A 23,476-nucleotide genomic window follows, 5' to 3' on the forward strand; every position below is an offset into this window, starting at 1 on the left:
CACCAGGCGCTCGGCACCCGACTTGGGGGTGAGCAGGTCAAGTCGCTCTGAGCCATAACTCACCCGACTGTCCCCTGCAGATGCCAGCAAACGTGGCTTTAATTCGGTGGTAAGGGAGCTTGGGGTTGGGTCAACTTCTCTTCCAACACTTTCAGGCGTGACACCAGATCGCCGCTCGCCGCCCGATTCTGGCCGAGTTGCTGTTCGAGGCGCTTCAATTCACCCCAAATCTGGCTCAAAGCCTGCTCTCCCCCTTGAGCCTGAGCGATCCGCTGCTGCGCAGTCCCGATCAAAGCCCACCGATCCAGCCGGACGATATTGGGGTGACGCTCAGTTTCGCCGGTTGGCCGGGACGCACTCTGAGCAGTTAGGCGCCCGTGCAATCTGGGCTGGGCAGGTGTTTCGACCACTCCACCCAAACGGGTTTGCTGAATCTGCATCATGGCTCCCTGAACCTGAATTTATGGCATGTAGTTGAAGAGGCTGAGTCCGTTCACCTTGGCAAATGCCTGCTGCTGAACTTGCAAAGCCATCAACACATGGGCCTGCTGGGTAACAGCACTGGCATAGTCGAGGGACTCTATCTGATTGCTCACTTCCTTGCTATAGACCCCTTTCTCGGCATGCCCCTCATCGACCTGATCAAGCAGGTTCATACGTGCACCGATGGTGCTCACCATCTGGCTGATATCGTCCTGCAACACCTTGCTGCGATCCAGCATGCCGCGAGCCTGATCGGCAGCATCGGGGGCTCCGCTCTCCATCGCGGCGACCATGGAATCCAGCTGTTTGAAGAAGTCGCCATTGTCGATAAACAGCTTGTCCGCAGTCTGGTTGAGCCCCACCGTCACACCATTGGCAATGCTGACTTCGCGAACCAGACTATCGCCCTGGTACTTGTAACTGCCGAAGTCAGGATCTGCCGGATCTGTGACCTTGACCAAGGCAGGCTGATCGACCTTGCTACCGGTAAACAGGCTGGAACCACTCTCATTGCGCGCATTGGCAAGATCGAACAAGCCATCTTTGATAATCGCCGCCTCGGTCGCCACGGCACGGCGATCATCTTCGGAAAGCGAGCCGTTTGCAGCAGTCTGGGTCAACTCACGCAAGCGCATCAGCATGTTGGTCATCGACTCCAGCTGGATTTCGCCCTGAGAAAGCTGGCTTTTGGCATTGGCAATATTCTTCTGATACTGCTCCATCGCCACCTGCTCCTTCTTGAGGCCGAGCAGCCGCACACTTCCCACAGGATCATCGGAAGGCTGCAGGATCCGTTTGTTTGAGGAGATCTGGCGATCGAGGCGGGCATACTCGCCGAAACCGTGCTGCAGATTATCAAGCATGCTGAGCTGGATCTGGTTGGTACTGATGCGCATGGTCACTCCGTCAGAACATGTTCAGGATGGAATTGAAGAGCTGATCCGAGGTGCTGATCACCTTGGCATTGGCCTGATAAACCTTGGTGTATGCCATGATTTTGACCCCCTCTTCATCGGTGTTGACCCCACTCACGCTGCTCAGCTTGGTGGCCATCTGCTTCTCCATATTGGCATCAGCCTGCATGGTCGCCTTGGCCTGTCCACTCTGTACCGCAATCCGGCCAAGCAGAGCACTGTACGCGTCGTACTGGCCTTCCTTGATGGTGATGCAGCTCCTGCAAATTGCGGTTGTCACCTTTACCACCGCCGGCCTTTGCAAAGGCGAGGTGATCGCCGGTAAAACCATCGGCAACCTTCAAGGTTCCGGAAGGGTTGAGCGGATCGTAGCTAAACAGGGGTTTACCTGGATCACCATTCAAATCGACACCACCGGCCTGCTTGGCATTGAAGTCATCAGCCAGCTTCTTCGCCATCTGATTGAGCTCGTCGCGAAGCGGACGCAGCACATTGGCGCGATAATCCATCACCCCGCCAGAGACCCGCCATGCAGCTTGGAACCTCAAAGGTTTGCGGACCGAAACTCAGGCTAAGTTTGTCACCGGCCAGCGAAAGGGTACTGCTGCTGCCGGATAGTACCAACGGCTGCCCCTGAGGCAGGCTGATCGAGAACGAACCATCGCTCTGCCGGTTAACCCTCACCTCCATATAGGTCGACAGCTCGCGCACGACCTGTTCGCGGCTGTCTTCCAGTGTGGATGTATTGACCCCTTTGGAAGCCTGTTCGCTGATCTGGGTATTCAGTTCGGCAACCTGCTTCAGATAACTGTTGACCTGAGAAACGGTGCTGTTCAGCTGATCGTCGATCTGCTTCTCCTGGGTCAACATACTCTCGTTGAGCTGACCAAAGCGGTTGGCCAGCGCACCGGCCGAGCTGACGATCTGGCTGCGCTGTGCCGGGGTTTCCGGGCTGTCGAGCGCAGCGCTGAGGGAGGCAAAGAAGCTGTCGAGCCCCTTGGTGATATTCATCGATTCACTACCCAGCAGCTGCTCTGTAGTGTTGATGTACTGGTAAAACGAGTAGGAGGAGCCGGTCGCCGAGCGGCTACGCCAATGCTGGGAAACCAGATAATCATCCGTGATCCTGCGAACACCGGTTACCTCTACCCCCTGGCCATTATCCAGCCGACCAAAACCGGACAGGCTGCCCATCATGGCCTCCTGGCGGCTGTAGCCGATGGTGTTGACGTTGGCGATATTCTGGGCGGTGACATTCAACGCGATCTGGGCCGCGTTAAGTCCGCTAAAACCGATATTGAGCAGCGACATCAGTCAACTTTCCTCATTTTTACCGAGTTGAGAGGCTGGCTGAACGCAGCCAGGGTCTGCTGCTCTGAAGCGACCACCCCGTCCGGATTCTTTAATGACGGAGCCAGCTGGTTGACCATCTGCTCCCGCAGACCGATGCCACCTCGCTTGACCATGCTCATCGCCAACTGGCTGTCATACATATCGCGATAGAGGGATTGCCCCTTGATAATCTTGTCGTCCTCATCCTGCAGGGCATCCGTCGCCGAGCGCATATGTTTGAGCACGGTTTGCAAAAAACTGACTTCAAACTGACCGGCTGCAGCATCCAGCGCGGCACGCTGATCCGGGTTGCTTTTGATCTGCTGCAATTCATTGAGATCCTGATAAAAACTGGGATCCGAGGTAATTCTGGTCATGATAATCCTTAGATAACCACCAACTCACCTTCGAGGGCGCCAGCCTCATCAAGCGCTTGCAAGATGGCCATAACATCATCGGGGGTTGCACCGAGTGAGTTGACAGCCTTGACGATCACTTCCAAGGAGGTGCCATCCGGCCAGACAAACATGTTGTTACGTTCCCGATCGACCTGGATCTTGGAGTTGGGGGTCGTGGTGGTCTGCCCATTGGAGAAGGCGTTGGGCTGACTGACCGTCTGACTCTCGCCAATGGTCACCGTCAGACTGCCATGACTGACGGCAGCCTTGTGAACCTTGACCCCCTGCCCCATCACCACAGTGCCGGTTCGACTGTTGAAGACCACCTTCGGCCGCTCCTGACCCGGATCCACCTTGATATCCTCCAGCAGGGCCATAAACGCGATGCGCTGGCTCTCGTCCCTGGGGGCTGCAACCTGAACCCGCCCGGCACTGACCGCTCGGGCAACCGGCCCCAGCTGATGGTTGATGGCACGCTCCACATTGCGCGCGGTCTTGAAGTTGGGTTGATGCAGATTGAGGGTCACTTCCGGCTTTTCGGCAAAATTGCTGACCACCTCTCGCTCGATGGTGGCGCCGTTGGGGATAATCCCGGCTGTCGGCACGTTAATCGTGACCGATGAACCTGATTGCCCTTCCGCTTTCACCCCAGCGACAACCAGATTGCCCTGCGCCACGGCATAGACTTCACCGTCGATACCGCGCAGTGGGGTCAGCAACAGAGAACCGCCACGCAGACTCTTGGCATCACCAATGGAAGTCACGGTCACATCGAGCAACTGCCCCTTGCCTGCCAAAGCGGGTAGCGTGGCCTGCACCGAAACGGCTGCCACGTTCTTGAGCTTGGGATCGATATCGTCCGGTAACTGCACGCCAAACTGCTTGAGCATGTTGGCCATGGATTGGCCGGTAAATTTGACCTGGCTTTGTCACCGGTCCCGGAGAGACCGACCACCAGACCATAACCCACCAGCTGGTTGGTTCTCAGCCCCTGCACATCGGCAATATCCAGCAAGGCTCGTTTGGCCGGTGCGGCAGCCTGACTAAACAAGGGCAAGCAGAGACACAGCAGGGCGATAAACCATCTGTTCATGAATTCCTCAAAATGGCGCAAACGCCGAGCTGAAGAAGCGGCCCAGCCACCCCATCTGGTTACTGTCGGCGAGGGCACCACGACCGGCATAGGTGATGCGGGCATCGGCAATGCGCTGGGACGAGATACGGTTGCTCTGGTCGATATCCTCGACCCGCACCATGCCACCCAAGCGGATATACTCATCCCCCTGATTGAGGCGGATCCACTTTTCACCGCGGATCCCCAGCACACCGTTGGGCATCACTTCCGCGACCGTCACGGTGATGGAACCTGCCAGGGTATTTTGCTGGCTGGAGGTCGCACCGCCATCAAAATCCCGATCCGCGCTGAGGGGCCCCCCAGTCGGGGCGCAGTTTACCGCCAATGAGGGGGCCGGCACATTCATGCTGCTGTTTTTGCTCATGCTGGTATTGGCTTTCTTGCTCGACTGGGTACGCTCTTCCAGCACCACGGTGAGAATGTCACCAACACGGTAAGCTCGCCGATCCTGAAACAGGGTCATCATGTAGTTGCCACGATAGAGGCCACCATCTTCGCCCTGCGCAGCCGCGGTCACCTTGGGACGGGATGGCGCCCATTTCTCGTCACCTGGCTCGGGCGCCTGCAGCTCATAGGTGGCACAGCCGCCCAACAGCAATACCAACCAGATATAACGCAGCATCGACTTCATCATTACAGTGCCTGAGTGACAAACTTGAGCATCTGGTCGGCGGAAGAGACCACCTTGGCATTCATCTCGTAAGCCCGCTGGGTGGTGATCATGTCAACCATCTCCTCCACCACGTTCACGTTGGAACTCTCCAGCGTGAATTGCTTGACGGCCCCCATCGCCTCTTCACCCGGTACACCTTCAATGGGCTCACCGGACGCGCCGGTTGCACGGTAGAGGTTGCCACCGAGCGCTTCCAGACCGGCCGGGTTGGCGAAATTGGTCAGGGTGATGCGGCCCAGCTCGACGTTCTCTTGCTGACCGGGCAACGAGGCGCTGACAGTGCCGTCGGTACCGATGGAGATCTTGGTGGCGTTATCAGGGATCTGGATCTGCGGCACCATGGGCAAACCATCCGCGTTAACCAGCTGCCCCTCGGCATTGCGATGCCATTGACCATTACGGGTATAGGCCGTCTCGCCATCCGGGCGCTCAACCCCGAAGAAACCGGCACCGACCACCGCCATATCCAGCTCCTGATTGGTATTCTGGAATTGGCCGGAGGTGAAGACCTTTTGGGTACCCACCACCCGCACACCATTACCCATCTGAATACCGATAGGCGCCAAATTCTGCTGATCCTGCTGGGCACCCGGCTGGCGCTGCACCTGATAAAAGAGATCTTCAAACGCTACCCGATCGCGCTTGAAGCCGACCGTGTTCACGTTAGCCAGGTTGTTGGAGATACTGGACATCTTGGCATCTTGTGCCGACAGACCTGTTTTACTGACCCATAATGCTGCGTGCATTGTTATTCCACCTTGTTCATCAAGCCTCATCCACTGGGATGTGGCAAGGCATCGGGTATCTGCCCGATGCCGTCAAAATCAACCCTGACCGGAAATCAATTTGGCCCCTTGACGAGCCTGATCATCCGCCGCTTTCATCAACTTGACCTGCAGTTCGAAATTGCGGGTCAATGACATACTGCTGACCAGCTCATCCACAGCATTGACGTTGGCCCCTTCCAAAAGCCGGATGCCATCACCACCTGCTCGCTGCTTTCGGCATCCCCGCCCTGGCGCATCCGGAACAGACCATCGTGGCCTTTTACCAGCTCGGCCGGATCAGGATTGACCAGCTTCAGGCGGCCTACATCAAGCCGGGCACCACCACCCGGAGGAGTGATGCTCAGGGTGCCATCCTTGCCGAAACTGATGTCACGATAAGCGGGCAGCACCAGCTCGCCCCCCTCCCCCAGCACCGGCCGACCATTGAGGGTCAACAGCCCGTCGGCATCGGCCTCCAGGTTACCAGCACGGGTATAGGCCTCTTTGCCATCCGGCGTCTGCACCGCCAGAAAACCCTCGCCACGAATCGCCACATCCAGCTTGCGACCCGTCTGCATCAGAGGGCCAGCTTTGAAGTTGGTCCCGGCCATCTCTTCTCTGGCCATCACCCGGCTCTGATAACCATCGCCCGTCAGGGCATAAGCAGAAACCCGCTCAAAGTCAGCCCGAAAACCGGCGGTATTGACGTTGGCCAGGTTATTGGCCCGGATTTGCTGGGCCATCAGGGTATGCTGCGCCCCGGACATGGCGGTGTAGATAAGCTTTTCCACGGGTTACCCTTAGAAGGAGTTGAACAGAACCTGAGTCATTTTGTCAGCGGAACTGATGGTCTTGGCGTTGGCCTGATAGTTACGCTGGGAAGTCATCAGGCTAACCAGTTCACCGGTCAGATCCACGTTGGAGCTCTCGTAGGCCCCGGCAGTCAACTGACCCATGGTGCCGGTTCCCGGCGCCCCCAGTACAGGCTGACCAGAACTGAAAGATTGCTGCCAGGTGGTGTTGTTGGTCTGCAGCAGACCATTGGGGTTGGCGAAGTTTGCCATGACCACCTGACCCTGCTTCAGGCTCTGACCGTTGGTAAAGGTGGCATAGACACCACCATCGGCATCAACCCGTATACCGGTCAAATCGCCAGCGGTGTAACCGTTGGACTGGTTACGAGTGGCGTTGAAGTCAGAGGCATACTGGCTGACACGTGCAATGTCCACCTGCAGCGAAATGGGGTCTGCCCCCGCTGGGGCAAGTGCCAGAACCGGAGAGGTAGTCGGCGCCTTGAGCGTCCCGTTGCTGTTGAACTCCATAGTCACCGGAGCTCCGGTCGTGGTGCCATTGAAGGCATAGTTGACCTGCCAGGTGTTGGCGCCGGTTTTGACAAAATACTGGGTGACCGTGTGCTCAACCCCGAGCGAGTCATAGACCTTGCTGGATTGGGAGTAGCTGAAACTGTCTGACTTGGCTGGATCGAAGGGATGAAGAGCGGGATCGATCACGCTGGCATCCGCCTTCAGGTTGGCAACGAACTCCAGCTTGTCGGATGCCTTGGCAGGCAGGCTGCCAGCTTTTACCTGAATGTCACCGATCACGCCGGATTGCAGCTCACCAGCATCATTGGTGGTATAACCCTGCAGTCGGTTGCCATTGGCTGTTGTCAGATAATTATTCGGATCCCGCTGGAACATACCGGCTCTGGTATAAGAGGTCTGTCCGCTGCCATCTTTCAGCACAAAAAAGCCACTGCCAGAAATCGCCAGATCGAGCCCACGCCCGGTCCGCATCACATCGCCGTTGCGATCAAAGTTCTGGGAGACGTTGTTCATCTCGACACCGCCAGCCTGACCACCACCATAAATGGCGGCAAACTCGGCACGGCTGGATTTGAAGCCTGCGGTACTGGCATTGGCCACGTTGTTACTGATTACACTTAATTCCTGGTTCACGGCGCGCAGGCCGCTCAATCCGATACTGAAAGACACAGTGTCGCTCCTCTCTGATTACGCCGATTTACCGAACTGGATTGCACTGAACAGCGGGACATCGCCCACACCGGCAACCTGCAGCATGATTTCACCCGTACCGGGCAAAGTGACGCGTTCCACCTTGCTGGCAACATAATTTTTGGATGTGGTGGCAACCCCGTTGAGTGACGCCTTGACCTCGAAGCTGTACTCCCCGGCAGGCAGCTCCGGCAGTTCATAATCCAGACCACCAGCCTTGCTTTCACCCCAGCTCTTGGTCGCCACCAAAGTGCCGTGTTCGTCATACACCTTAAGCTCGACCTGATCGGCGGCCCCCGCCAGCTCGACCTGCCCGCGAATAGCTTTGTCATGCTCTCTGGGTGAGGGTCTTGCTGGGTACCATCACCTCTTTGTCGATCAGATCCGTGCTCTGCAGTACCTGCTGGGTATCCATCATGTTGATGGACTTCTGCTGCAGAAGCTTCAGGCTCTCGACCCCTTCCACCATGCTGAACTGGGCCAGCTGGGTGACATATTGGGCCCCATCAAGCGGGTTGGTGGGATCTTGGTTCTGGATCTGTGCCACCATCATCTGCAGGAATTCGTTACGCAGTTGCATCCCGCTATTCTGGTTGGCTTGCGTTTCCTGAGCAGCACCGGCGCCATTGCTGGCGATCTTGGGGTCAGCGCAGCCTGACCCGTACCACGCGCCGTATCCAGACTGCTTATCTGTGGCAGACTCATGGCTTAGGCTCCCTGACCAAGACGCAACAAACCTTGCTGCATACTGTTGATCCGGTTGATCACCTCCACCGAGGTTTCAAAACCGCGAGAGGCGCTCATCATGTCGGCCATCTCTTCCACCACGTTGACGTTGGAGTAGTAAACAAAGCCATCCTGATCGGCCATCGGGTTGGTCGGCTCCAGCCGTTTCTCGACCTGACGGTCGGACTGTACGATACCCGCCACTTGCACCGACGCAGCCCCGAGGCCATCGGCATCCTGAATCTTCTGATAGAGAGTGGAAAAAACCGGCTTGATGGCACGAAACGCGGCGTCTTCACTGGCGGCCGCGCTATCCACGTTGGCCAGGTTGGAGGCAACGGTATCCAGCCGCACGGTCTGGGCGCGCATGGCACTGCCGGCGATGTCATAAATCTTGTTGAACGACATGGTTAACGGCCCTCGATCGCCTTGGCGATCCCGGTAATCTTCATATTGAGGAAAGTGAGACTGGTCTGAAAATCGGTGGCGTTGTTGGCAAATTTGCCCTGCTCAACCCCCAATTCGGCGGTATTGCCATCCATGGAGACCTGATAAGGAATGCGATAGAGGGGGTGATGCATATCGTCACGCATGGCGCCCTGGCTGATGGCCTGACTCTCCTCGCCCGCAGCAACTTGCTGCGCGACACGGCCCAGAATCGTCTTATAATCGACATCCCGAGCCAGATAGCCCGGTGTATCCACGTTGGCCAGATTTCCCGCCAGAATACGCGCCCGCTCCGCCCTGACATCGAGGGCATAAGGGTGTACGCCGAGGGCGCTGTCAAATGAGATACTCATGCTTCATCCTTTATCGTTCACTCAGACCGGGGTTACCCTTATCAAGACTCATGCCAACCATGAAGATACCTAGTTTCAAGCGGTTACCATGCACCATCCACTGCAAGCAGATGAGAAATGAGGAAGTGCGACTTCCCGTGTGGAAATGGAGCGGCATCCTCTGGCTACTGCTGAGCGCATTGGCTCACGGTGCCCCGCAGGCGCAAAGCGCCATGCTTGAACAGTTGCTTGAACAAGATGCCCGCCAGAGTCTTGATGACTACATCACCCAGCAGGGATGGCCTGCAACCTCAGGGGAGTTTAAGGTCTGGCTTGCTCCTTCCGCCGAGCACCTTCCTCCCTGCCCCTCACACTCACTCTCGTTACAAGCAGGTGGTCAGTATCGGCAACCCTGGGGACGACGCCCCTATCTCATCGAATGCACAGATCCCGCCTGGCAAGTGCGCGGGCGGGTAGAGGTCTCGTTGCTGTTGCCGGTCTGGGTTGCTGCACGGGATATCGCAAAAGGTCAGAGCATCAGCGCCAGCGATCTGGTGGAGAAAGAGCTGGATGTCAGCCGCATACAGCGCGGGTTCACCCCGAGTAATCACACCCTGCTGGGCCATAAAAGCAACCGGCATCTGAGAAGCGGGCAGCTCATCGGTGAGCTGGATTTACAAAAAAGTTGGGCGGTCAAACAGGGGGAAGGGGTACTGATCCGCGCAGGGAAAGGTGAGTTCTCCGCCACAACCAGAGGGGAGGCCCTCGATAATGGCGGAATAGGCGACGGGATCAGAGTGAAAAATCTTAGCTCTGGCAAAGAGATACAGGCATGGGTGACTGATATAGGGGAAGTTGAAACCCGTTTTTGAACCAAGATCGCAATTTGATTCAAGTTCGACAAGCCTTGGGTCGCTTGTCATAAACAGACCATCAGGAATTTATGTTATGAAAATTACCCGTACTGACTCGCTCTATATTCAGGCCCAGCCTGGCCGCAAACCGGATGTAACGACCAAGCCGGAAACCAGGTCCGCACAGTCATCCGAAGCACGGATCAGCAGCACAGCGCAGTCAGTAGCCAACGCCCGCAGCCAGCTGGCCACCACATCCGACGTCGACATGGACAAGGTCAACGAGATCCGCAAAGCCATCAGTGAAGGCAAGCTGGAGATCGATCTGGATGCGCTGGGTCAGGCCATTCTGGATATGCATCGCCGATGAGCGTGGATACCAAGGCCACCGTCAAGGCATTGATCCTCGGGATCCAGCAGGATTACGGCCACTATACCGAACTCACCGCCCTGTTGCTGCGCCAGCATGCACTGCTGGCAAGCCATGATGTCGATGGTCTGCAAGCCCATAACGAGCAGCAGACAACGCTGATGGCCAAGGTGACACAACAGGCAAAGTTACGCTGCCAGCAGCTGCAGACATTGGGCCTCAAACCAGATGAGAAGGGGATGGCCACCCTGATAGCCAAGCTGCCACTTCCCCTGCGCACCACGGTAGCCAATCAATGGCAACAGCTTGAACAGCTGCTGCATCAGTGTCTGCGCCAGAATGATCTCAATGGCCGCCTGCTGGCAGGTCAGATGGAGACGATTCATTCACTGTTGGGACAAGAGTCAGGTTATCGCGACCCGGACAGCATTACGGATTAACCTTCCGCTTTACTCTTGGCGGGTCAGGTGACGCAAACTCGCCAGCTCATCCAGCTGTAGCTGATCCCGCCTCTCCTGTTGCTGGCGAGCAACATCATCACGTCTTGCCAGCAATAGCTCCAGCCCCTTGACCCGCCCGAACTGCCGGACAAGTTCCCCTTCGTGGCGCTCCAGATCCAGTCTGGCCAGCGCAGATTGCTGCACCTGATGGGAGAGCAAACGGCGCAACTGGCCATCCATCTGTTGCTTGTTTTGCCATAGCAAAGGGTGAAACTTGTCGGAACCGGGCCGCAGCGAAGAGATCACTTCCTGCAATTTGTGTGCTCGCTGCTCTTCCCGCAACGCCAGCTCCCGCAAGCGTCGACGCTCGGCGCCAAGATTTTCCAGCTCTTCCTGTTGCAACCCCAGATAAGACTTCAGCATAACGAATCCTTATCCCTGCCCCAGCACCTGCTTGAGACCAACCATCACCTGCTCAAAGGCCATCTCTTCATGCAAGCCTTGCTGCAGAAATGCCGCAATGGCCGGATAACGCTGAACAGCTTCATCCATCTGCGGATCGGCCCCGGGTTGATAACCACCCAGTGGCAGCAGTTCACGCACCTGCTGATAGCGTCCCCACAGCTGGCGCAAGGTGACCGCCAGCGTTTGCCATTCGGCAGGTACGACTTGCGGCATAACCCGACTGACCGAGGCACCGATATCGATGGCGGGATAGTGGCCCTCTTCCGCAAGACGGCGGGTCAGCACGATATGACCATCGAGAATGGCGCGCGCCGCATCGACCACCGGATCCTGCTGGTCATCCCCTTCCGCCAGCACTGTGTAGAACGCACTCAAACTGCCATCCGGATGCGTGCCGTTACCGGCTCGCTCCACCAGCTGGGTCAGCATGCTGAATACCGAGGGCGGATAACCCCTGGTCGCAGGAGGTTCACCGATGGCCAGCGCGATTTCCCGCTGCGCCTGGGCATAGCGGGTCAGTGAATCCATCAGCAGCAGCACATCCTGCCCCTGCTCACGGAAATACTCGGCAATTCGGTGGCATAGCTGGGCCGCTCGCAGCCGCATCAGGGAGATTGATCCGCTGGCGCCGCAATGACCACGGCGCGAGCCAGCCCCTCCGCCCCCAGACTGTGTTCGATGAATTCGCGCACTTCACGGCCCCGCTCACCAATCAGCCCCACCACCACAATCTGGGCAGCGGTATTGCGGGTCATCATGCCCAGCAACATACTCTTGCCGACCCCCGAGCCGGCGAACAGCCCCAGACGCTGGCCCTTGCCAACAGTCAGCAGGCCATTGATGGCGCGGATACCGACATCCAGCGGTTCACGTACCGGGGTTCGCAATAGCGGATTGGGGGGAAGAGCAAACAGGGGGACACTGTCACCAACATCGGGTAACGGCTGCCCGTCCAGGGGCTGCAGCAGGCCATCGAGTACCCGCCCCAGCAGATGACTACCAAGCCGAACAGTTTCTTCTCCATCGATCGGTTCGACCTGAGCCCCCGCGAAGAGGCCACTCATCGGCTGCAGCGGCATCAGGTAAGAGATATCCCGGTTAAAACCGACCACCTCGGCCAGCAAGGGGGTGCCACTTGCCGTGCTGACACGACAACGCTGCCCCATCACCAGTTGACAGCCGACTACCTCGAGAGTCAGGCCGGTGACTCGCACCAACCGGCCAAAACGACGAAACGCTGGCAGCTCATCCAGATTGTCCAGCGCACTGGTCAGTGCCTGCTGCAAGGCTTCATGCATCTTGCGGCACGTCCAGCGAGCTGTTGAGCTGTTCGATGCAGGTTGCCAGGCGGGAGCTGGTGTTGACCTCGACGACGGCAGCGCGGGTCTCGATACGGGCATCGCCTACCCCGAGCGCTGCATCGACTTGCAATGGCCACCCTTCGCAGCGAGTCACCCCCTGCTCGGCAAGTCGCTGTCGGTCTCCTTCGCTGAGGTAGATCACCAGCTCTTCCGACTCACTCGGCAAGGTAGCCAACGCCTGCTCGACCTGATTCATAACCTGCTGGGGATTGAGAGTAAACTCCGCCATAATGACCCGCTTGGCCACCTGCGCCACCAGCTGGGCAATCAGCTCTTTCTGCTCGACCATCCGAGCCCGGCTCAGTGACTCCCACTGCTCTTGCAGCTTGGCAAACGGCACCATTGCCTGTTCGAAGGCGGCTCGCCCCTCCGAAAGGCCCTGAGCAAACCCGCGGGTTTGCCCTTGTTGCAAACCGGTGCTCTCGCCTTCCTGCAGGCCGCTGGTCAGCCCTTGCTGATAGCCGGCCTGATAACCTTCGTCATGACCTTGCTCCAGCCCCTGCTGATAGCCGAATTCAAACTGTTCTTGCTGACTCCGTGCCTCTTCCCCACTCTGACCGAGCGCAGGGAAACGATACAGACGGGTCGCCCCAGGCATCAATTTGCGCACATTGTGACTCATGAATGCCTCCTGTTAACTGACGGTGGGCTCTTCGAACAGCTGGAACTCGATCTCGCCCTGCTCCACCAACTCGCGGACCAGTTGCATGACCTCTTCCCTTGCCTGCTCGACCTTGCGCAAAGAGACACTGCCCTGGTTCTGGATCTGATCGTCCAGCGCCTGAGCCATCCGCTTCGGCATGGCACCCAACACCACTTTGCGGAAGCTGGTTTCGGTGTTCTTGAGAGCCAATGCCAGCAATTCGCTGGGCAGCTCCTGCACCAAACGTTGCAAGGTGTCGTCGCTCTGACGGCGCAACGCCATGAAATCGAACATGTTCTTCTCGATCTCCAGCGCCATGTCACCGTCGTGTTCGCGCAACAGGGAGAGCATCTGCTCCTTGTCCCCCTGATAACGGTTGAGAATATCGGCTACCTGCCGCACCCCGTTTACCTTGGCACCAGATTGATCGGCCACGTAGGTGAGGCAACGATCCAGTGTCAGCCTGAGCTCACCCAGCACATGTTCACTGACACTGCTGAGACTGGCGACACGCACCAGCAAATCGTCGTGCACCGAACCGGGCAAGGCATCGAGCACGGCGGACGCAGTCTGGGGTGGCAGGAAGGCCAGCAGCACAGCCTGCATCTGGGGATGTTCGTTACGGAAGAAGCGGGCCAGCACATCGGCAGGCACCCACTGCAGACGCTGGATATCCTGGCTCATCACATCGCCGTACAGACTGTCGAGCAAACTACGGGAGAGTCGTTGCCCCAGAGCAAGATCCAGCGTCTGTTCCAGATACTCCCGTGAGGCGCTGCCAATTCCGCTCTGCTCACGGTAGTGATTGAAGAACTGCTGCAACGTCCACTTGGCTTCCATCGAGCTGACGCCAGAGAGGGAGGCCATCTTGGAAATCAAACGCTGCACCTCGTCACGGGAGAGCTTTTGCATTACCTTGGCAGCAGCCTCGGTCCCCATGCTCAGCAACAAGATGGCGGCCTTCTCCAGGTTGTCGATATCGATATCAACGGCACTCTGATTCAAGTTAACGCTGTTCATTGCCACTCACCCATGCTCTGACAACCTCCGCCACCCGGGCGGTGTCTTTTTCAACCAGCAACTGCAAATGCTTGAGCTGAACCTCCAGCTCGGATCCCGGTTCCGGCAACGACTCCATATCGAGTGACGAGAACTGGGGCTCCATCTTGTTGTCAGTACGGATCAGACTATTTGAAAGAGCAGACGTCAGCTGGGGATCATCGTCATCCCTGCGCATGGACAATCCGACCGTGGGCTCCAGCTCTTCTTCCGTCTCACCCATTTCCATATCCGGCTGCTGCTGGGTACGAACCAGATGTTTCACCAACGGCCGAATACCGAAGAAGACCAGTGTCAGGCCAAGCAAACCACCGACCAGATAACGCAGGGAGTCTTGCCAGTAAGGGGTTTCCCACCAGCTGGATTCGGGAGCAGCTACTGGTACCGCACCATTGAAATCGAAGGCCTGCAGACTAATCTGATCGCCACGCGTCTCATCGAAACCGACAGCACGCTCTACCATCTGACGGATCTGTTCCAGTTGCTCGGCACTCCACCCCCCTTCGGAGCAATCTGCTGATTGAGCAGAATGGAGACGTTAATTTTCTCCAGACGTCCCTGCTGGTAACGGGTGTGCACTATGGTGCGACTGTTTTCGTACTGCTTGCTGACTTCCTGACGCTCGGTGCGAGTGTCGTTCTGTTGTGTAGCGGTATTTGCATTGCCTTTGTCAGGCTGCCTTTTCATTTTTTGCCGCCGTTTCAGGCGGGCGGTTGGATAGCGCCGGGGATCCCCATCGCCAACGCATCGATGGTCTTGTCTGACTTGTTGGACTCGCGGTCACCACGGCCTTGCGGATCGAGCTGCTGCTGGGTCTCTTCGACAGCGTTGAAGTTAACGTCTGCCGCAATCTGCACCTTGAAATTGGTGCTGCCCAGCATGGGATAGAGCATGTCATTGGCACGCTGACGAATGTATTGTTCCAGCTTGCGGACATACTCCATCTGCTGAACGCTCTGCTTGCCAAAACCGACCTTGTCCCCCAGCTCTGCGCTGAGCAACTGGCCAGATTGATCCACCACGGTCACGGCACCGGCTTCATTCCGGAGATACTGCCCGCCACCAGGTTGGCAATCGCCTCGACCTGACCCGGCTCCATGGATCTGGCCCGGTTGCAGATCCAGCATTACCGATGCGCTGGGTTTCTCCTCATCGCGCCCCACGAACAGCGTCCGCTTCGGAATAGCCAGATGAACACGGGCACTGCGCACGGCATCGAGCGCTATGATGGTGCGGGCCAGCTCCCCTTCCAGGGCATGACGATAACGCGCCCCTTCCATAAATTCGCTGGTACCCAGTCCGGTTACGTTGTCCAGCCCTTCCAGACCAGACGGCATGGCTGCCTCACCCCTCGTGCAGCAAGCGCCATCCGGACATGAGCCAGCTGGTTTTCAGGAACCAGTATCCTGACCGGTGCTCTTTTCCAGACGGAAAGGTACCTGCTCTTTCTCCAGCATCTCCATGATGTTGGCGGTGTCGTAAAGCTCCTGTTTGCCATACAGGGGCACATAGTTTTTGCTGGAGGTCCACAGGATAATGACTATGGTGCCTGCCACAATGGCGGCCAGCAGCGCGATGGTCAGGATGGATTTGTTGTCGCGGGACAGGGTACGCCAGTTGCGTAATCCCCTTGTCCTGACCCGGGCCAGCAGGGGCCCGACGCCCCCGGTGCGGAGGACGTTACCAGTTCAGTCATGTTACCTCAGAGCGGCATGCGCATAATGTCATCAAAACCGGTCATCAGCTTGTTGCGCACCTGCATCAAGGCGGAAAAACTGAAGCCGGCCTTCTGGCTGGCCACCATGGCCCCCACCAGATCGTCGCTCTGACCCGCATCGACGGCGGTCATCAACCGTGAGGCGATATTCTGCTGTTCGTTGACGCGGCCGACCACGTCGCGCATGGCATCACCGAATGAGACGCCTGACGATCATTCGGTTCGATGGAAGGGGTTTGGCTGGCGACTCGCTGCATCTCCTGCATCTGCTGCAGAGCGTCACCTGTGATGACATCATCTCAATCTTCACTCGGTTTATCCCTTAGTTTTGAATCTGCTGCTCAATATCTATGCCCTGCTCACGCATGGCCGCCAGCTTGTATCGCAGTGCCCGGGTCGTCATCCGAGGGCTTCGGCTGTGCGGGTCCGATGGCCACGAAAGCGGCGCAAGGTCTCTAATACAAATTGAAATTCTGCATGCCGCCGGGTCTCACTCAGCCCCTCGGGGAACAAGCCACGCCTGCGGCAACCATTTCGGCTCTGTAATGGGCAGCATCAAATCGACGGCCTGAATATGCAAACCGCGAGCCATAATTAATGAACGTTGAATGACATTGTCCAGCTCACGCACATTGCCAGGCCATTCATATGACAGCAGTTGCTGACGGGCATTTTCACTGAGGCGATAGCCCTGCTGGGATGCGGCGTAGCGTTCAATGAAGTATTCCGCCAGCGGAATAATATCGTCAGGGCGCTCTCCCGCAGTGCCGGCCAGCTCATCGGCAGCACATCCAGACGGTAGAAAAGGTCTTCGCGAAACAGTCCCCTGCAACCAGGTGCGCAGATCCTTGTTGCTGGCGGCGATGATCCGAACATCCAGAGCAATGGTTTGGTGCTGCCGAGCCGTTCAACTTCTTTTTCCTGCAACACCCGCAGCAATTTGGCCTGCAGCGCCAGCGGCAGTTCTGAGATTTCATCGAGCAGCAGGGTGCCCCCTGAGCCTGCTCGAATTTCCCGGCCTGGCTCCCGTTGCACCGGTGAAGGCCCCCTTGTTGTGTCCAAACAGGATGGACTCGAGCATGGATTCAGGAATGGCTGCACAGTTGATGGCCACGAAATGGCTTGCCAGCCCGGCTGGACATCTCGTGGATATAACGGGCCAGTCGCTCCTTGCCTGTCCCTGACTCACCACCGATCAGAATGGTGGCAGAGGTCTTGGCTGCTCGTCGGGCCAGTTGCAACACCTGCAGGCTCATGGGCGGGACGGCGATAAGATTGGGGATGGCCTGACGCAGGCGCAAAGCCCACTTCACCACATCGAGCAATTGCTGGGGGCAGAAGGGTTTGATGATGTAGTCGATGGCCCCGGCACGCATGGCTTCCGCAGCAATGGTAGGCCTGATGCTCGTTGACCAGAATGACGCAATCAGTCCCTGAATTCACGCAGACCACGCGGCCCGAGCTCGGTCATGGCATCCATATCGAGCAGGATCAAATTGACATTATCATCAGCGATAATGCCCTTTGATTGTTTAACAGAATTAACACTTGATACCCTGATGCCCTCCTTTGATAGGCCTGTTCAACATCATTTTCATTTGATACGGCTGAATCAATAATATATGTGGTTCAATATCGCTACATAACCCGATGATTTTATTTATTGATAATCCCGAAAACATAGAAGTCTGACACCTGTGATTGTGGATAGAACAATCAACAGAACTGAAGTAGTCAAAAACAAAGACGCTGTACAAAACCGCACCCAAAACAGCGTACCCAAGTCTATATGGTAAAAATCAAGGCGGGAAATTCACCTTGGTAACCCCGCTGTCATTAGCTTTCCTGCTGTTAGACCGGAGGCTTTGCGTCCTGACTTTTCAGTTCAGTTTGCCCTTATCATGTGATAACACGGACCCGACCTGATGGTCTAAGCGTGTAGCAACACAATTAATATTGTTTTTTTTATTTAACTTTCACACATTGCTGCGTCAATTTTCGCCACATCATATAGTATTCATACGGCAATTCAAGCTGGGGCGGAAAAAACACTTCCCTTCAGGATATTTATCCAACAGTAATTAACCAAGTGTACCAATTACCTCCACCCGTAACTCTTCGGGGATTTCGTTATATGAGAGAACTTTGAGACCCTTTGCAAATGATCGAGCATAACGAGCTATCAACGGCCTTAGCTGCGGCATGACGACCAGAACCGGTGCATGTCCCAACTGCTGCAACTGCTCCTTCACCAACGGCATATTTTGCTGCAATTGGGCCAGCAATTGCGGATCGACCGGGAAGCTGTCCAGCTGGATTTTGCCCTGCTGTTGTGACTGATTCATTGCAGCCAGCAATGTCTGCTCAAGGCGATCATCCAGCGTAAAAGTGGCCAACACATCGCGATTGCCAATGGCCTGCCGCACAATCTGGCGCTTCAAGGCACAGCGTACATCAGATGCCAACAAGACAGGGTCTTTGGTCAGCTCGCTCGCATCCAGCAGCGTCGTGGCTATGGTTCGTATATCGGTAAGACTGACCTGTTCCTTTAGCAATTGACGAAACACTCTCAATTGCTGCATCTGGGTCAGCGCCAGATTCAGCTCTTCAGCCAACCGGGGGGACTGACTGGCCAGATATTGGCCCAGTTTGCCCACTTCATCGTGGCCAAACAGTGCATCAAGTTGTTCACGTAACAGCTTGCTGGCGTGAGTGGCAATCACGGTGGCCGAATCCACCACCGAGTAACCAAGATTAAGTGCCTTGGCCTTTTGCTCAGGGGAGATCCAGACCGCACTCATGCCGTAGGCCGGGTCCTGAGTCAACTCGCCATCTAAAGCGCCATAGGTCTCACCACTGCTGATGGCCATCAAGCGCTGACAATCCACATTCCCCATCGCCAACGCGACGCCGGACAGCTTGATCCGGTACTGATCCGGCTGCAGTTGCAGATTGTCGCGCACCCGGATCTCGGGGAGCAGAAAACCGTACTGCTCGGAGAGGGTTTTGCGGATCCCGCGCACTCGTGCAAGCAGTTCAGCCCCTTTATCCGTTTCAGCCAATGGCACCAGACGATAACCAAGCTCGATGGCGACCGTATCGACTGGTGGCAAATCCTGCCACTCCAGTGCTTGCTGTTCAGGCTGAATCATTTGACGAGTCAGCTCTTGCGCTGCATCCAGATCCGGCACATTGACGGCTCGCTTGCTGACACTCCAGCCAGTCCAGGCCAGTACAGCTGCGAAACTGAGGAATGCGAGCATAGGCATCCCGGGCACCAGACCCAGGATCAGCATTATCGTTGCAGAGGTATAGATAACGCGAGGGGATGCCAGGATCTGCTGACCAACCTGATCAGCCATCTCCCCCTCATCACTGACCCGGGTCACGATAATGGCCGCAGCAGTCGACATCAGCAGGGACGGGATCTGGGCAACCAGACCATCACCAATGGTCAGCAGCGCATAACGCTGGAAGGCTTCTGCAACGGGCAAGGCATGCTGGAAAATACCGATGGCCAACCCACCCACCAGGTTGATGATCAGCACCAACATGCCAGCTATCGCGTCACCACGAACGAACTTGGAAGCACCATCCATTGCACCATAGAAGTCCGCTTCTCGCGCGATCTCCTCACGGCGAGCCCTGGCCTGATGCTGATCCATGGTGCCGGCATTCAAGTCGGCATCGATGGCCATCTGCTTGCCGGGCATGGCATCCAGCGTGAAGCGGGCGGATACTTCCGAAATCCGCTCGCCACCCTTGGTGATCACCACAAAGTTGATGATCATCAGGATCACGAAGACCACCAGACCGACGACATAGTTGCCACCGATCACCACTTCACCGAATGCCTGGATGACCTTACCGGCTGCTTCATGCCCTTCGTGACCATGCAGCAACACAACCCGGGTAGAGGCCACGTTCAGCGACAGCCGCATCAAGGTGGCCACCAGCAACACGGTTGGGAATACCGAGAAATCGAGTGGTCTGCGGGCCGAGACGGATACCAGCAACACCAGAACCGCCAACACGATGTTGAAGGTAAAGAGCGCATCCAGCAGCCAACCGGGCAGAGGCAGGATCATCATGGCCAGAATGGCCAATAACATCAGCGGAATTGCGGTATAGGATTGGGTGAATACACGCCAGTTCACAACTTACCTCTCAGGTTGACGTAACTCGGGCGGTACATATAACGGGGCAAGAGGGGTCGGTTTCCTCCCCTTGCCTGCCTCATACGCCCTTAACTGCAATACATGGTTCAATACATAGGCAACTGCCGTGTACAGACCTGCGGGGACTTCCTGATCCACCCTGGTCGAGTGATAGATGGCTCGCGTCAACTCAGGCAAGCTCATCACCATCTTGTCATGCTGCTTGGCAACCTGACGGATCCGCTCGGCCATACTGTCGACCCCTTTGGCAATCACGAAAGGGGCATTGGCACGAGTCGCATCATATTTTATTGCCACCGCATAATGGGTCGGGTTAACGATAATCACATCTGCCTGCGGTACCCGCTGTTCGATACGCGCGCGGGCAAGCATTCCCTGTACCTGGCGGATTTTGGCTTTGATTTCGGGACGCCCTTCGCTGTTCTTGTGCTCATCCTTGACCTCTTGTTTGGTCATCCTGAGCTGCTTGTTAAGCGACCAGCGCTGATAGGGCACATCCAGCACGGCAATCAGCATCTGAACGCTCCCCAGCAGAATAAATGCCTGGGAGAGGATCCGTAGCGCTTGCTCGAGGGCCGCCTGAGGGGGCATCCGGTTCATCATCAACAAGGAAGGCCATTGATGATTTAACATCAACGCCAGCGTGCCGCCGATCAGCGTCACCTTGAGCAGTGACTTCAGCAACTCCATCAGGCTGTTCTTGGAGAACATCCGCCCCAGCCCCTTCAAAGGGTTCATCTTCTCGCAACTGGGTAGCAGCTTTTTCCAGGTCAGCGCCATACCGCCCGGCACTATGCTGAGCAACACCAGCATCAGGGCCAGAAAGCCAAACAGGGGCAGCAGCACCCACAGCATGTTTATCAGCGCTTCCCCCAGCCAATGGATCATCATCTGCGGGTCACGGGCACCTTGCCAGTCAAAACGCTGCGGACGCTTCATCAACTCGGCAAAGAACTGGCCAAACCCCGGCACCATCCACTGCATCACCAACCCGCCAAGCAGCAGCAAACCGGCAGAACTGAGCTCTTTTGAGCGGGCGATCTGCCCCTCATCTCTCGCTTTCTGGCGTTTCTGGCTGGAGGCCTCTTCGGTTTTGTCCTGTGCGCTGTTCTGACTCATGCCGGGGTCAAGCCTCGCAGCTGTTCAAGCACATGGGTAACCAAATCCAGATAACGGGAGGGCACACCACTGATGGAGAGCGCCATGGTGAGCAACCCGAGCAACAGGGTCATGGGAAAACCGAGAGAGAAGATATTGAGCGAAGGGGCGGTCCGGTTCATCACCCCGAAGGTCAGGTTAACCATCAACATGGCGACAACGGCTGGCAACGTCAGCAACAGGGCGGCACCGATAGACCAGCCAAACAACCCGATCACACCTTTCATATCGATCAGATCCAGAGATGAACCCGGCGGCCAGCTACGCAGGCTCTGCACCAGAATATCCAGTACCACCAGGTGGCCATTCAGCCCCAGAAAGAGCAATGCGCAAAACACCATCATGACCTGACTGATGATGGGGGCTGAATCCCCGTTGACCGGATCATTCATCACCGCCATCGCGAGCCCCATCTGCATGGAGAGGATCTGCCCCGCAGTGGTCATCACCATATAGAGCAGCTGGACACACAGACCAAACAACAAACCAAACAGCAGCTGCTCGACCGCCAGGACCAGCGCACCGGCACTGAAAGGATCGACAACCGGCATATCCTTCATCATGGGGGCCAGCAGCAGGCTGATAATAAACGCCAGCATCAGGCGAACTTGCGCAGGCACCCGGGTATCCCCAAAGACCGGCATCACCCAGAATGCCATACCGATCCGGATAAACGGCCACCACCACTGTCCCAACCATGCGGTCAGGTCAGCAGCACTGAGGGACAGCAGCGAATTCATCCGATAAACCCGGGGATTTTAAGAAAAAGATCCTGGAACAAGGTGGTTATCTGCGACAACAGCCAGTTACCCGTAAAGATAAGGGTCATCAGAGTCACGATAAAACGAGGAAGAAAACTGAGCGTCTGCTCCTGGATCTGGGTCGCCGCCTGAAAAATACTGACCACCAGTCCCACAATCAGGCCCGGTACAATCAGCACCGAGACCATGGTCACCACCAGATTGACCGCGCCACCAACCAGGGCAACGCTCTGCTCAGGGGTCATATCAGCCTCCCCCACCAAAGCTGGCAGCCAAAGTGCCGACGGTCATCGACCAACCATCGACCAGCACAAACACCATCAGTTTGAAGGGTAACGAGATGATCAGCGGTGAGAGCATCATCATCCCCATCGCCATCAAGACGCTGGCGACCACCAAGTCAATCACCAGAAAGGGGATAAACAGCATAAAGCCAATCTGAAATGCGGTATTCAACTCACTCAAGACAAACGCGGGCAACAGCACACCGAAAGGCACATCCTCTTTGGCGACCGTAGTTGGTTCGCCAGAGATGCGCAGCATCTGCTCCAGATCCGGTTCACGGGTCTGGGCCAGCATGAATTTGCGCAGGGGTTTTTCTGCCTTGGCGAACCCCTCTGACAGGGTTATTTCATTCTGGTCATAAGGGACAAATGCATTCTGATACATGTCCGTCCAGACCGGACGCATAATCACCACAGTCAGGATGAGGCTGATGCCGATCAGCACCCGGTTGGGAGGGCTCTGCTGCAGGCCAAGGGCCTGTCTCAATATGGCCAGCACGATGATGATCCGGGTAAAACTGGTCATCATCAGTAACAAGGTCGGAAGCAGACCCAACAGGGTCATGAAGAAGAGGATCTGCAACTTGATGTTGTAGTCCTCGCCCCCTGAAGCGCCTGGCGATACCGAGAACAGGGTCATGTCCGCCCCACGCGCATCAAATCGCCGAGCGGCACTTCGGTACTGGCCACTTCCAGCGTCACCTTGACGGGGATCTGGCGAAAGAAGGAGAGATCCCGCTGTTTGCTACTACTGGTGGGGGCCAAGTAGTCTGCAGCGCTAGGCATACTGATGTCGTCACCAAACAGTTGATCCAGTCCATCCAGATCCAGCGGATCATTATATTGTGCTCGCTCATGATTCAATTTACTCCTCTACAACCGTCGCAACCCGGGTCTGGATGAGTGCAATTACCTGCCTGCGGGTTGCCTGCGTGGTCCAGAGCTGACGGTGGGCGATGGAATC

General features: G+C 56.7%; 23 protein-coding genes, 8 pseudogenes and 1 riboswitch. Of the genes and pseudogenes, 3 read left to right on the top strand and 28 right to left on the bottom strand.

Annotation, left to right across the window (positions count from 1 at the left end; translation table 11 throughout):
- Nucleotides 1–98: 98 nt before the first annotated feature.
- The 13 genes and pseudogenes from ACTG27_RS22225 to lfgB form a co-directional block, all read right to left on the bottom strand.
- Nucleotides 99–443, bottom strand: coding sequence for a hypothetical protein (locus tag ACTG27_RS22225; protein ID WP_439980597.1), 345 nt, complete (start codon nt 441–443; stop codon nt 99–101).
- Between the two features lie 18 nt (nt 444–461).
- On the bottom strand, nt 462–1,379 hold the full coding sequence (lfgL, locus tag ACTG27_RS22230; protein ID WP_021231865.1) for a lateral flagellar hook-associated protein LfgL: 918 nt from the start codon (nt 1,377–1,379) through the stop codon (nt 462–464).
- Nucleotides 1,380–1,389: 10 nt separating this feature from the next.
- Nucleotides 1,390–2,708: pseudogene (gene lfgK, locus ACTG27_RS22235) on the bottom strand (lateral flagellar hook-associated protein LfgK).
- Nucleotides 2,708–3,106, bottom strand: coding sequence for a rod-binding protein (locus ACTG27_RS22240; RefSeq protein ID WP_439980599.1), 399 nt, complete (start codon nt 3,104–3,106; stop codon nt 2,708–2,710). Before ACTG27_RS22240 ends, lfgK begins: the two are co-directional and overlap by 1 nt.
- Before the next feature lie 8 nt (nt 3,107–3,114).
- A pseudogene (gene fgIL, locus ACTG27_RS22245) lies at nt 3,115–4,220 on the bottom strand (lateral flagellar basal body P-ring FlgIL).
- A 7-nt stretch (nt 4,221–4,227) separates the two neighbouring features.
- Nucleotides 4,228–4,896 (bottom strand): flagellar basal body L-ring protein FlgH, encoded by a 669-nt coding sequence (gene flgH, locus ACTG27_RS22250; protein WP_439980601.1) that lies wholly within the window; start codon nt 4,894–4,896, stop codon nt 4,228–4,230.
- Nucleotides 4,896–5,681, bottom strand: a complete 786-nt coding sequence (gene lfgG, locus ACTG27_RS22255; RefSeq protein WP_005336212.1) for a lateral flagellar basal-body rod protein LfgG — start codon at nt 5,679–5,681, stop codon at nt 4,896–4,898. Before lfgG ends, flgH begins: the two co-directional genes overlap by 1 nt.
- A 78-nt stretch (nt 5,682–5,759) precedes the next feature.
- Nucleotides 5,760–6,493: pseudogene (gene lfgF / locus ACTG27_RS22260) on the bottom strand (lateral flagellar basal-body rod protein LfgF).
- Between the two features lie 9 nt (nt 6,494–6,502).
- Complete coding sequence (flgEL, locus tag ACTG27_RS22265; protein ID WP_043821922.1) at nt 6,503–7,696, bottom strand: lateral flagellar hook protein FlgEL; 1,194 nt, start codon at nt 7,694–7,696, stop codon at nt 6,503–6,505.
- Between the two features lie 18 nt (nt 7,697–7,714).
- Nucleotides 7,715–7,987, bottom strand: a complete 273-nt coding sequence (locus ACTG27_RS22270) for a hypothetical protein (RefSeq protein ID WP_439980602.1) — start codon at nt 7,985–7,987, stop codon at nt 7,715–7,717.
- A gap of 58 nt (nt 7,988–8,045) precedes the next feature.
- On the bottom strand, nt 8,046–8,297 hold the full coding sequence (locus ACTG27_RS22275; protein ID WP_439980603.1) for a flagellar hook assembly protein FlgD: 252 nt from the start codon (nt 8,295–8,297) through the stop codon (nt 8,046–8,048).
- 128 nt (nt 8,298–8,425) lie between these two features.
- Nucleotides 8,426–8,851, bottom strand: a complete 426-nt coding sequence (gene flgCL, locus ACTG27_RS22280) for a lateral flagellar basal body rod protein FlgCL (protein ID WP_019444815.1) — start codon at nt 8,849–8,851, stop codon at nt 8,426–8,428.
- Nucleotides 8,852–8,853: 2 nt separating this feature from the next.
- On the bottom strand, nt 8,854–9,243 hold the full coding sequence (gene lfgB / locus ACTG27_RS22285; RefSeq protein WP_101529985.1) for a lateral flagellar basal body rod protein LfgB: 390 nt from the start codon (nt 9,241–9,243) through the stop codon (nt 8,854–8,856).
- Nucleotides 9,244–9,380: 137 nt separating this feature from the next.
- On the opposite strand from lfgB, the gene flgA reads away from it, so the two are divergent.
- From flgA to ACTG27_RS22300, 3 genes are all read left to right on the top strand, one after another.
- Nucleotides 9,381–10,094, top strand: a complete 714-nt coding sequence (flgA, locus tag ACTG27_RS22290; RefSeq protein ID WP_439980605.1) for a flagellar basal body P-ring formation chaperone FlgA — start codon at nt 9,381–9,383, stop codon at nt 10,092–10,094.
- Nucleotides 10,095–10,170: 76 nt separating this feature from the next.
- Nucleotides 10,171–10,446, top strand: a complete 276-nt coding sequence (gene flgM / locus ACTG27_RS22295) for a flagellar biosynthesis anti-sigma factor FlgM (protein WP_439980607.1) — start codon at nt 10,171–10,173, stop codon at nt 10,444–10,446.
- Nucleotides 10,443–10,886: a flagellar protein FlgN gene (locus ACTG27_RS22300; RefSeq protein WP_439980609.1), complete on the top strand. Its 444-nt coding sequence runs from the start codon at nt 10,443–10,445 to the stop codon at nt 10,884–10,886. Before flgM ends, ACTG27_RS22300 begins: the two co-directional genes overlap by 4 nt.
- A 9-nt stretch (nt 10,887–10,895) precedes the next feature.
- Here the strand turns inward: ACTG27_RS22300 and lfiJ are convergent, their stop codons facing one another.
- From lfiJ to lfiN, 15 genes and pseudogenes are all read right to left on the bottom strand, one after another.
- Nucleotides 10,896–11,309: a lateral flagellar protein LfiJ gene (lfiJ, locus tag ACTG27_RS22305; protein WP_076493221.1), complete on the bottom strand. Its 414-nt coding sequence runs from the start codon at nt 11,307–11,309 to the stop codon at nt 10,896–10,898.
- Nucleotides 11,310–11,318: 9 nt separating this feature from the next.
- Nucleotides 11,319–12,649 (bottom strand): annotated as a pseudogene (gene lfiI / locus ACTG27_RS22310) (lateral flagellar FliI-like assembly ATPase LfiI).
- The gene (gene lfiH / locus ACTG27_RS22315) at nt 12,642–13,334 is read right to left on the bottom strand and encodes a lateral flagellar assembly protein FliH (RefSeq protein WP_439980611.1); all 693 of its coding nucleotides are present in this window, start codon (nt 13,332–13,334) and stop codon (nt 12,642–12,644) included. Before lfiH ends, lfiI begins: the two are co-directional and overlap by 8 nt.
- A 12-nt stretch (nt 13,335–13,346) precedes the next feature.
- Entirely contained in the window at nt 13,347–14,375 is a 1,029-nt protein-coding gene (gene fliGL / locus ACTG27_RS22320) for a lateral flagellar motor switch protein FliGL (RefSeq protein WP_439980613.1), read from the bottom strand.
- Nucleotides 14,362–16,066: pseudogene (fliFL, locus tag ACTG27_RS22325) on the bottom strand (lateral flagellar M-ring protein FliFL). Before fliFL ends, fliGL begins: the two are co-directional and overlap by 14 nt.
- A gap of 50 nt (nt 16,067–16,116) precedes the next feature.
- Nucleotides 16,117–16,441: pseudogene (gene lfiE / locus ACTG27_RS22330) on the bottom strand (lateral flagellar hook-basal body complex protein LfiE).
- A gap of 180 nt (nt 16,442–16,621) precedes the next feature.
- Nucleotides 16,622–16,963: a hypothetical protein gene (locus ACTG27_RS22335; RefSeq protein ID WP_439980623.1), complete on the bottom strand. Its 342-nt coding sequence runs from the start codon at nt 16,961–16,963 to the stop codon at nt 16,622–16,624.
- A 5-nt stretch (nt 16,964–16,968) separates the two neighbouring features.
- Nucleotides 16,969–17,212, bottom strand: a pseudogene (locus tag ACTG27_RS22340) (sigma 54-interacting transcriptional regulator); the annotation flags it as partial.
- 4 nt (nt 17,213–17,216) lie between these two features.
- Nucleotides 17,217–17,507 carry a sigma 54-interacting transcriptional regulator gene (locus ACTG27_RS22345; protein WP_439980615.1) on the bottom strand — a complete coding sequence of 97 codons (291 nt, stop codon included), beginning with the start codon at nt 17,505–17,507 and terminating at the stop codon, nt 17,217–17,219.
- 441 nt (nt 17,508–17,948) lie between these two features.
- Nucleotides 17,949–18,036: riboswitch (cyclic di-GMP riboswitch) on the bottom strand.
- A gap of 176 nt (nt 18,037–18,212) precedes the next feature.
- Entirely contained in the window at nt 18,213–20,288 is a 2,076-nt protein-coding gene (gene lfhA, locus ACTG27_RS22350) for a lateral flagellar biosynthesis protein LfhA (RefSeq protein WP_439980161.1), read from the bottom strand.
- A gap of 3 nt (nt 20,289–20,291) precedes the next feature.
- Nucleotides 20,292–21,428: a flagellar biosynthesis protein FlhB gene (gene flhB / locus ACTG27_RS22355; RefSeq protein WP_429189919.1), complete on the bottom strand. Its 1,137-nt coding sequence runs from the start codon at nt 21,426–21,428 to the stop codon at nt 20,292–20,294.
- Entirely contained in the window at nt 21,425–22,207 is a 783-nt protein-coding gene (gene lfiR, locus ACTG27_RS22360) for a lateral flagellar biosynthetic protein LfiR (protein ID WP_005336245.1), read from the bottom strand. Before lfiR ends, flhB begins: the two co-directional genes overlap by 4 nt.
- Nucleotides 22,204–22,473 carry a flagellar biosynthesis protein FliQ gene (fliQ, locus tag ACTG27_RS22365; protein ID WP_005336246.1) on the bottom strand — a complete coding sequence of 90 codons (270 nt, stop codon included), beginning with the start codon at nt 22,471–22,473 and terminating at the stop codon, nt 22,204–22,206. Before fliQ ends, lfiR begins: the two co-directional genes overlap by 4 nt.
- Nucleotide 22,474: 1 nt before the next feature.
- Nucleotides 22,475–23,152 carry a flagellar type III secretion system pore protein FliP gene (gene fliP / locus ACTG27_RS22370; protein WP_439980617.1) on the bottom strand — a complete coding sequence of 226 codons (678 nt, stop codon included), beginning with the start codon at nt 23,150–23,152 and terminating at the stop codon, nt 22,475–22,477.
- Nucleotides 23,153–23,160: 8 nt separating this feature from the next.
- Nucleotides 23,161–23,369: pseudogene (lfiN, locus tag ACTG27_RS22375) on the bottom strand (lateral flagellar motor switch protein LfiN); the annotation flags it as partial.
- Between the last annotated feature and the right edge of the window lie 107 nt (nt 23,370–23,476).

Source organism: Aeromonas sp. 97A, assembly GCF_051919185.1.
Lineage (GTDB): Bacteria > Pseudomonadota > Gammaproteobacteria > Enterobacterales > Aeromonadaceae > Aeromonas > Aeromonas veronii.

Excerpts from the sequence above, each read along its gene's own strand:
- lfiJ (WP_076493221.1), bottom strand. The coding sequence starts at position 11,309 with ATGCTGAAGTCTTATCTGGGGTTGCAACAGGAAGAGCTGGAAAATCTT.
- fliGL (WP_439980613.1), bottom strand. The coding sequence starts at position 14,375 with ATGAACAGCGTTAACTTGAATCAGAGTGCCGTTGATATCGATATCGAC.
- ACTG27_RS22275 (WP_439980603.1), bottom strand. The coding sequence starts at position 8,297 with ATGCAACTGCGTAACGAATTCCTGCAGATGATGGTGGCACAGATCCAG.
- flgH (WP_439980601.1), bottom strand. The coding sequence starts at position 4,896 with ATGATGAAGTCGATGCTGCGTTATATCTGGTTGGTATTGCTGTTGGGC.
- ACTG27_RS22300 (WP_439980609.1), top strand. The coding sequence starts at position 10,443 with ATGAGCGTGGATACCAAGGCCACCGTCAAGGCATTGATCCTCGGGATC.
- fliQ (WP_005336246.1), bottom strand. The coding sequence starts at position 22,473 with ATGACCCCTGAGCAGAGCGTTGCCCTGGTTGGTGGCGCGGTCAATCTG.
- lfiH (WP_439980611.1), bottom strand. The coding sequence starts at position 13,334 with ATGAGTCACAATGTGCGCAAATTGATGCCTGGGGCGACCCGTCTGTAT.
- flgM (WP_439980607.1), top strand. The coding sequence starts at position 10,171 with ATGAAAATTACCCGTACTGACTCGCTCTATATTCAGGCCCAGCCTGGC.
- fliP (WP_439980617.1), bottom strand. The coding sequence starts at position 23,152 with ATGACCCTGTTCTCGGTATCGCCAGGCGCTTCAGGGGGCGAGGACTAC.
- flgCL (WP_019444815.1), bottom strand. The coding sequence starts at position 8,851 with ATGTCGTTCAACAAGATTTATGACATCGCCGGCAGTGCCATGCGCGCC.
- lfgL (WP_021231865.1), bottom strand. The coding sequence starts at position 1,379 with ATGCGCATCAGTACCAACCAGATCCAGCTCAGCATGCTTGATAATCTG.
- ACTG27_RS22240 (WP_439980599.1), bottom strand. The coding sequence starts at position 3,106 with ATGACCAGAATTACCTCGGATCCCAGTTTTTATCAGGATCTCAATGAA.
- lfgG (WP_005336212.1), bottom strand. The coding sequence starts at position 5,681 with ATGCACGCAGCATTATGGGTCAGTAAAACAGGTCTGTCGGCACAAGAT.
- ACTG27_RS22225 (WP_439980597.1), bottom strand. The coding sequence starts at position 443 with ATGATGCAGATTCAGCAAACCCGTTTGGGTGGAGTGGTCGAAACACCT.
- flhB (WP_429189919.1), bottom strand. The coding sequence starts at position 21,428 with ATGAGTCAGAACAGCGCACAGGACAAAACCGAAGAGGCCTCCAGCCAG.
- ACTG27_RS22345 (WP_439980615.1), bottom strand. The coding sequence starts at position 17,507 with ATGCGTGCCGGGGCCATCGACTACATCATCAAACCCTTCTGCCCCCAG.
- lfiR (WP_005336245.1), bottom strand. The coding sequence starts at position 22,207 with ATGAATTCGCTGCTGTCCCTCAGTGCTGCTGACCTGACCGCATGGTTG.
- lfgB (WP_101529985.1), bottom strand. The coding sequence starts at position 9,243 with ATGAGTATCTCATTTGACAGCGCCCTCGGCGTACACCCTTATGCCCTC.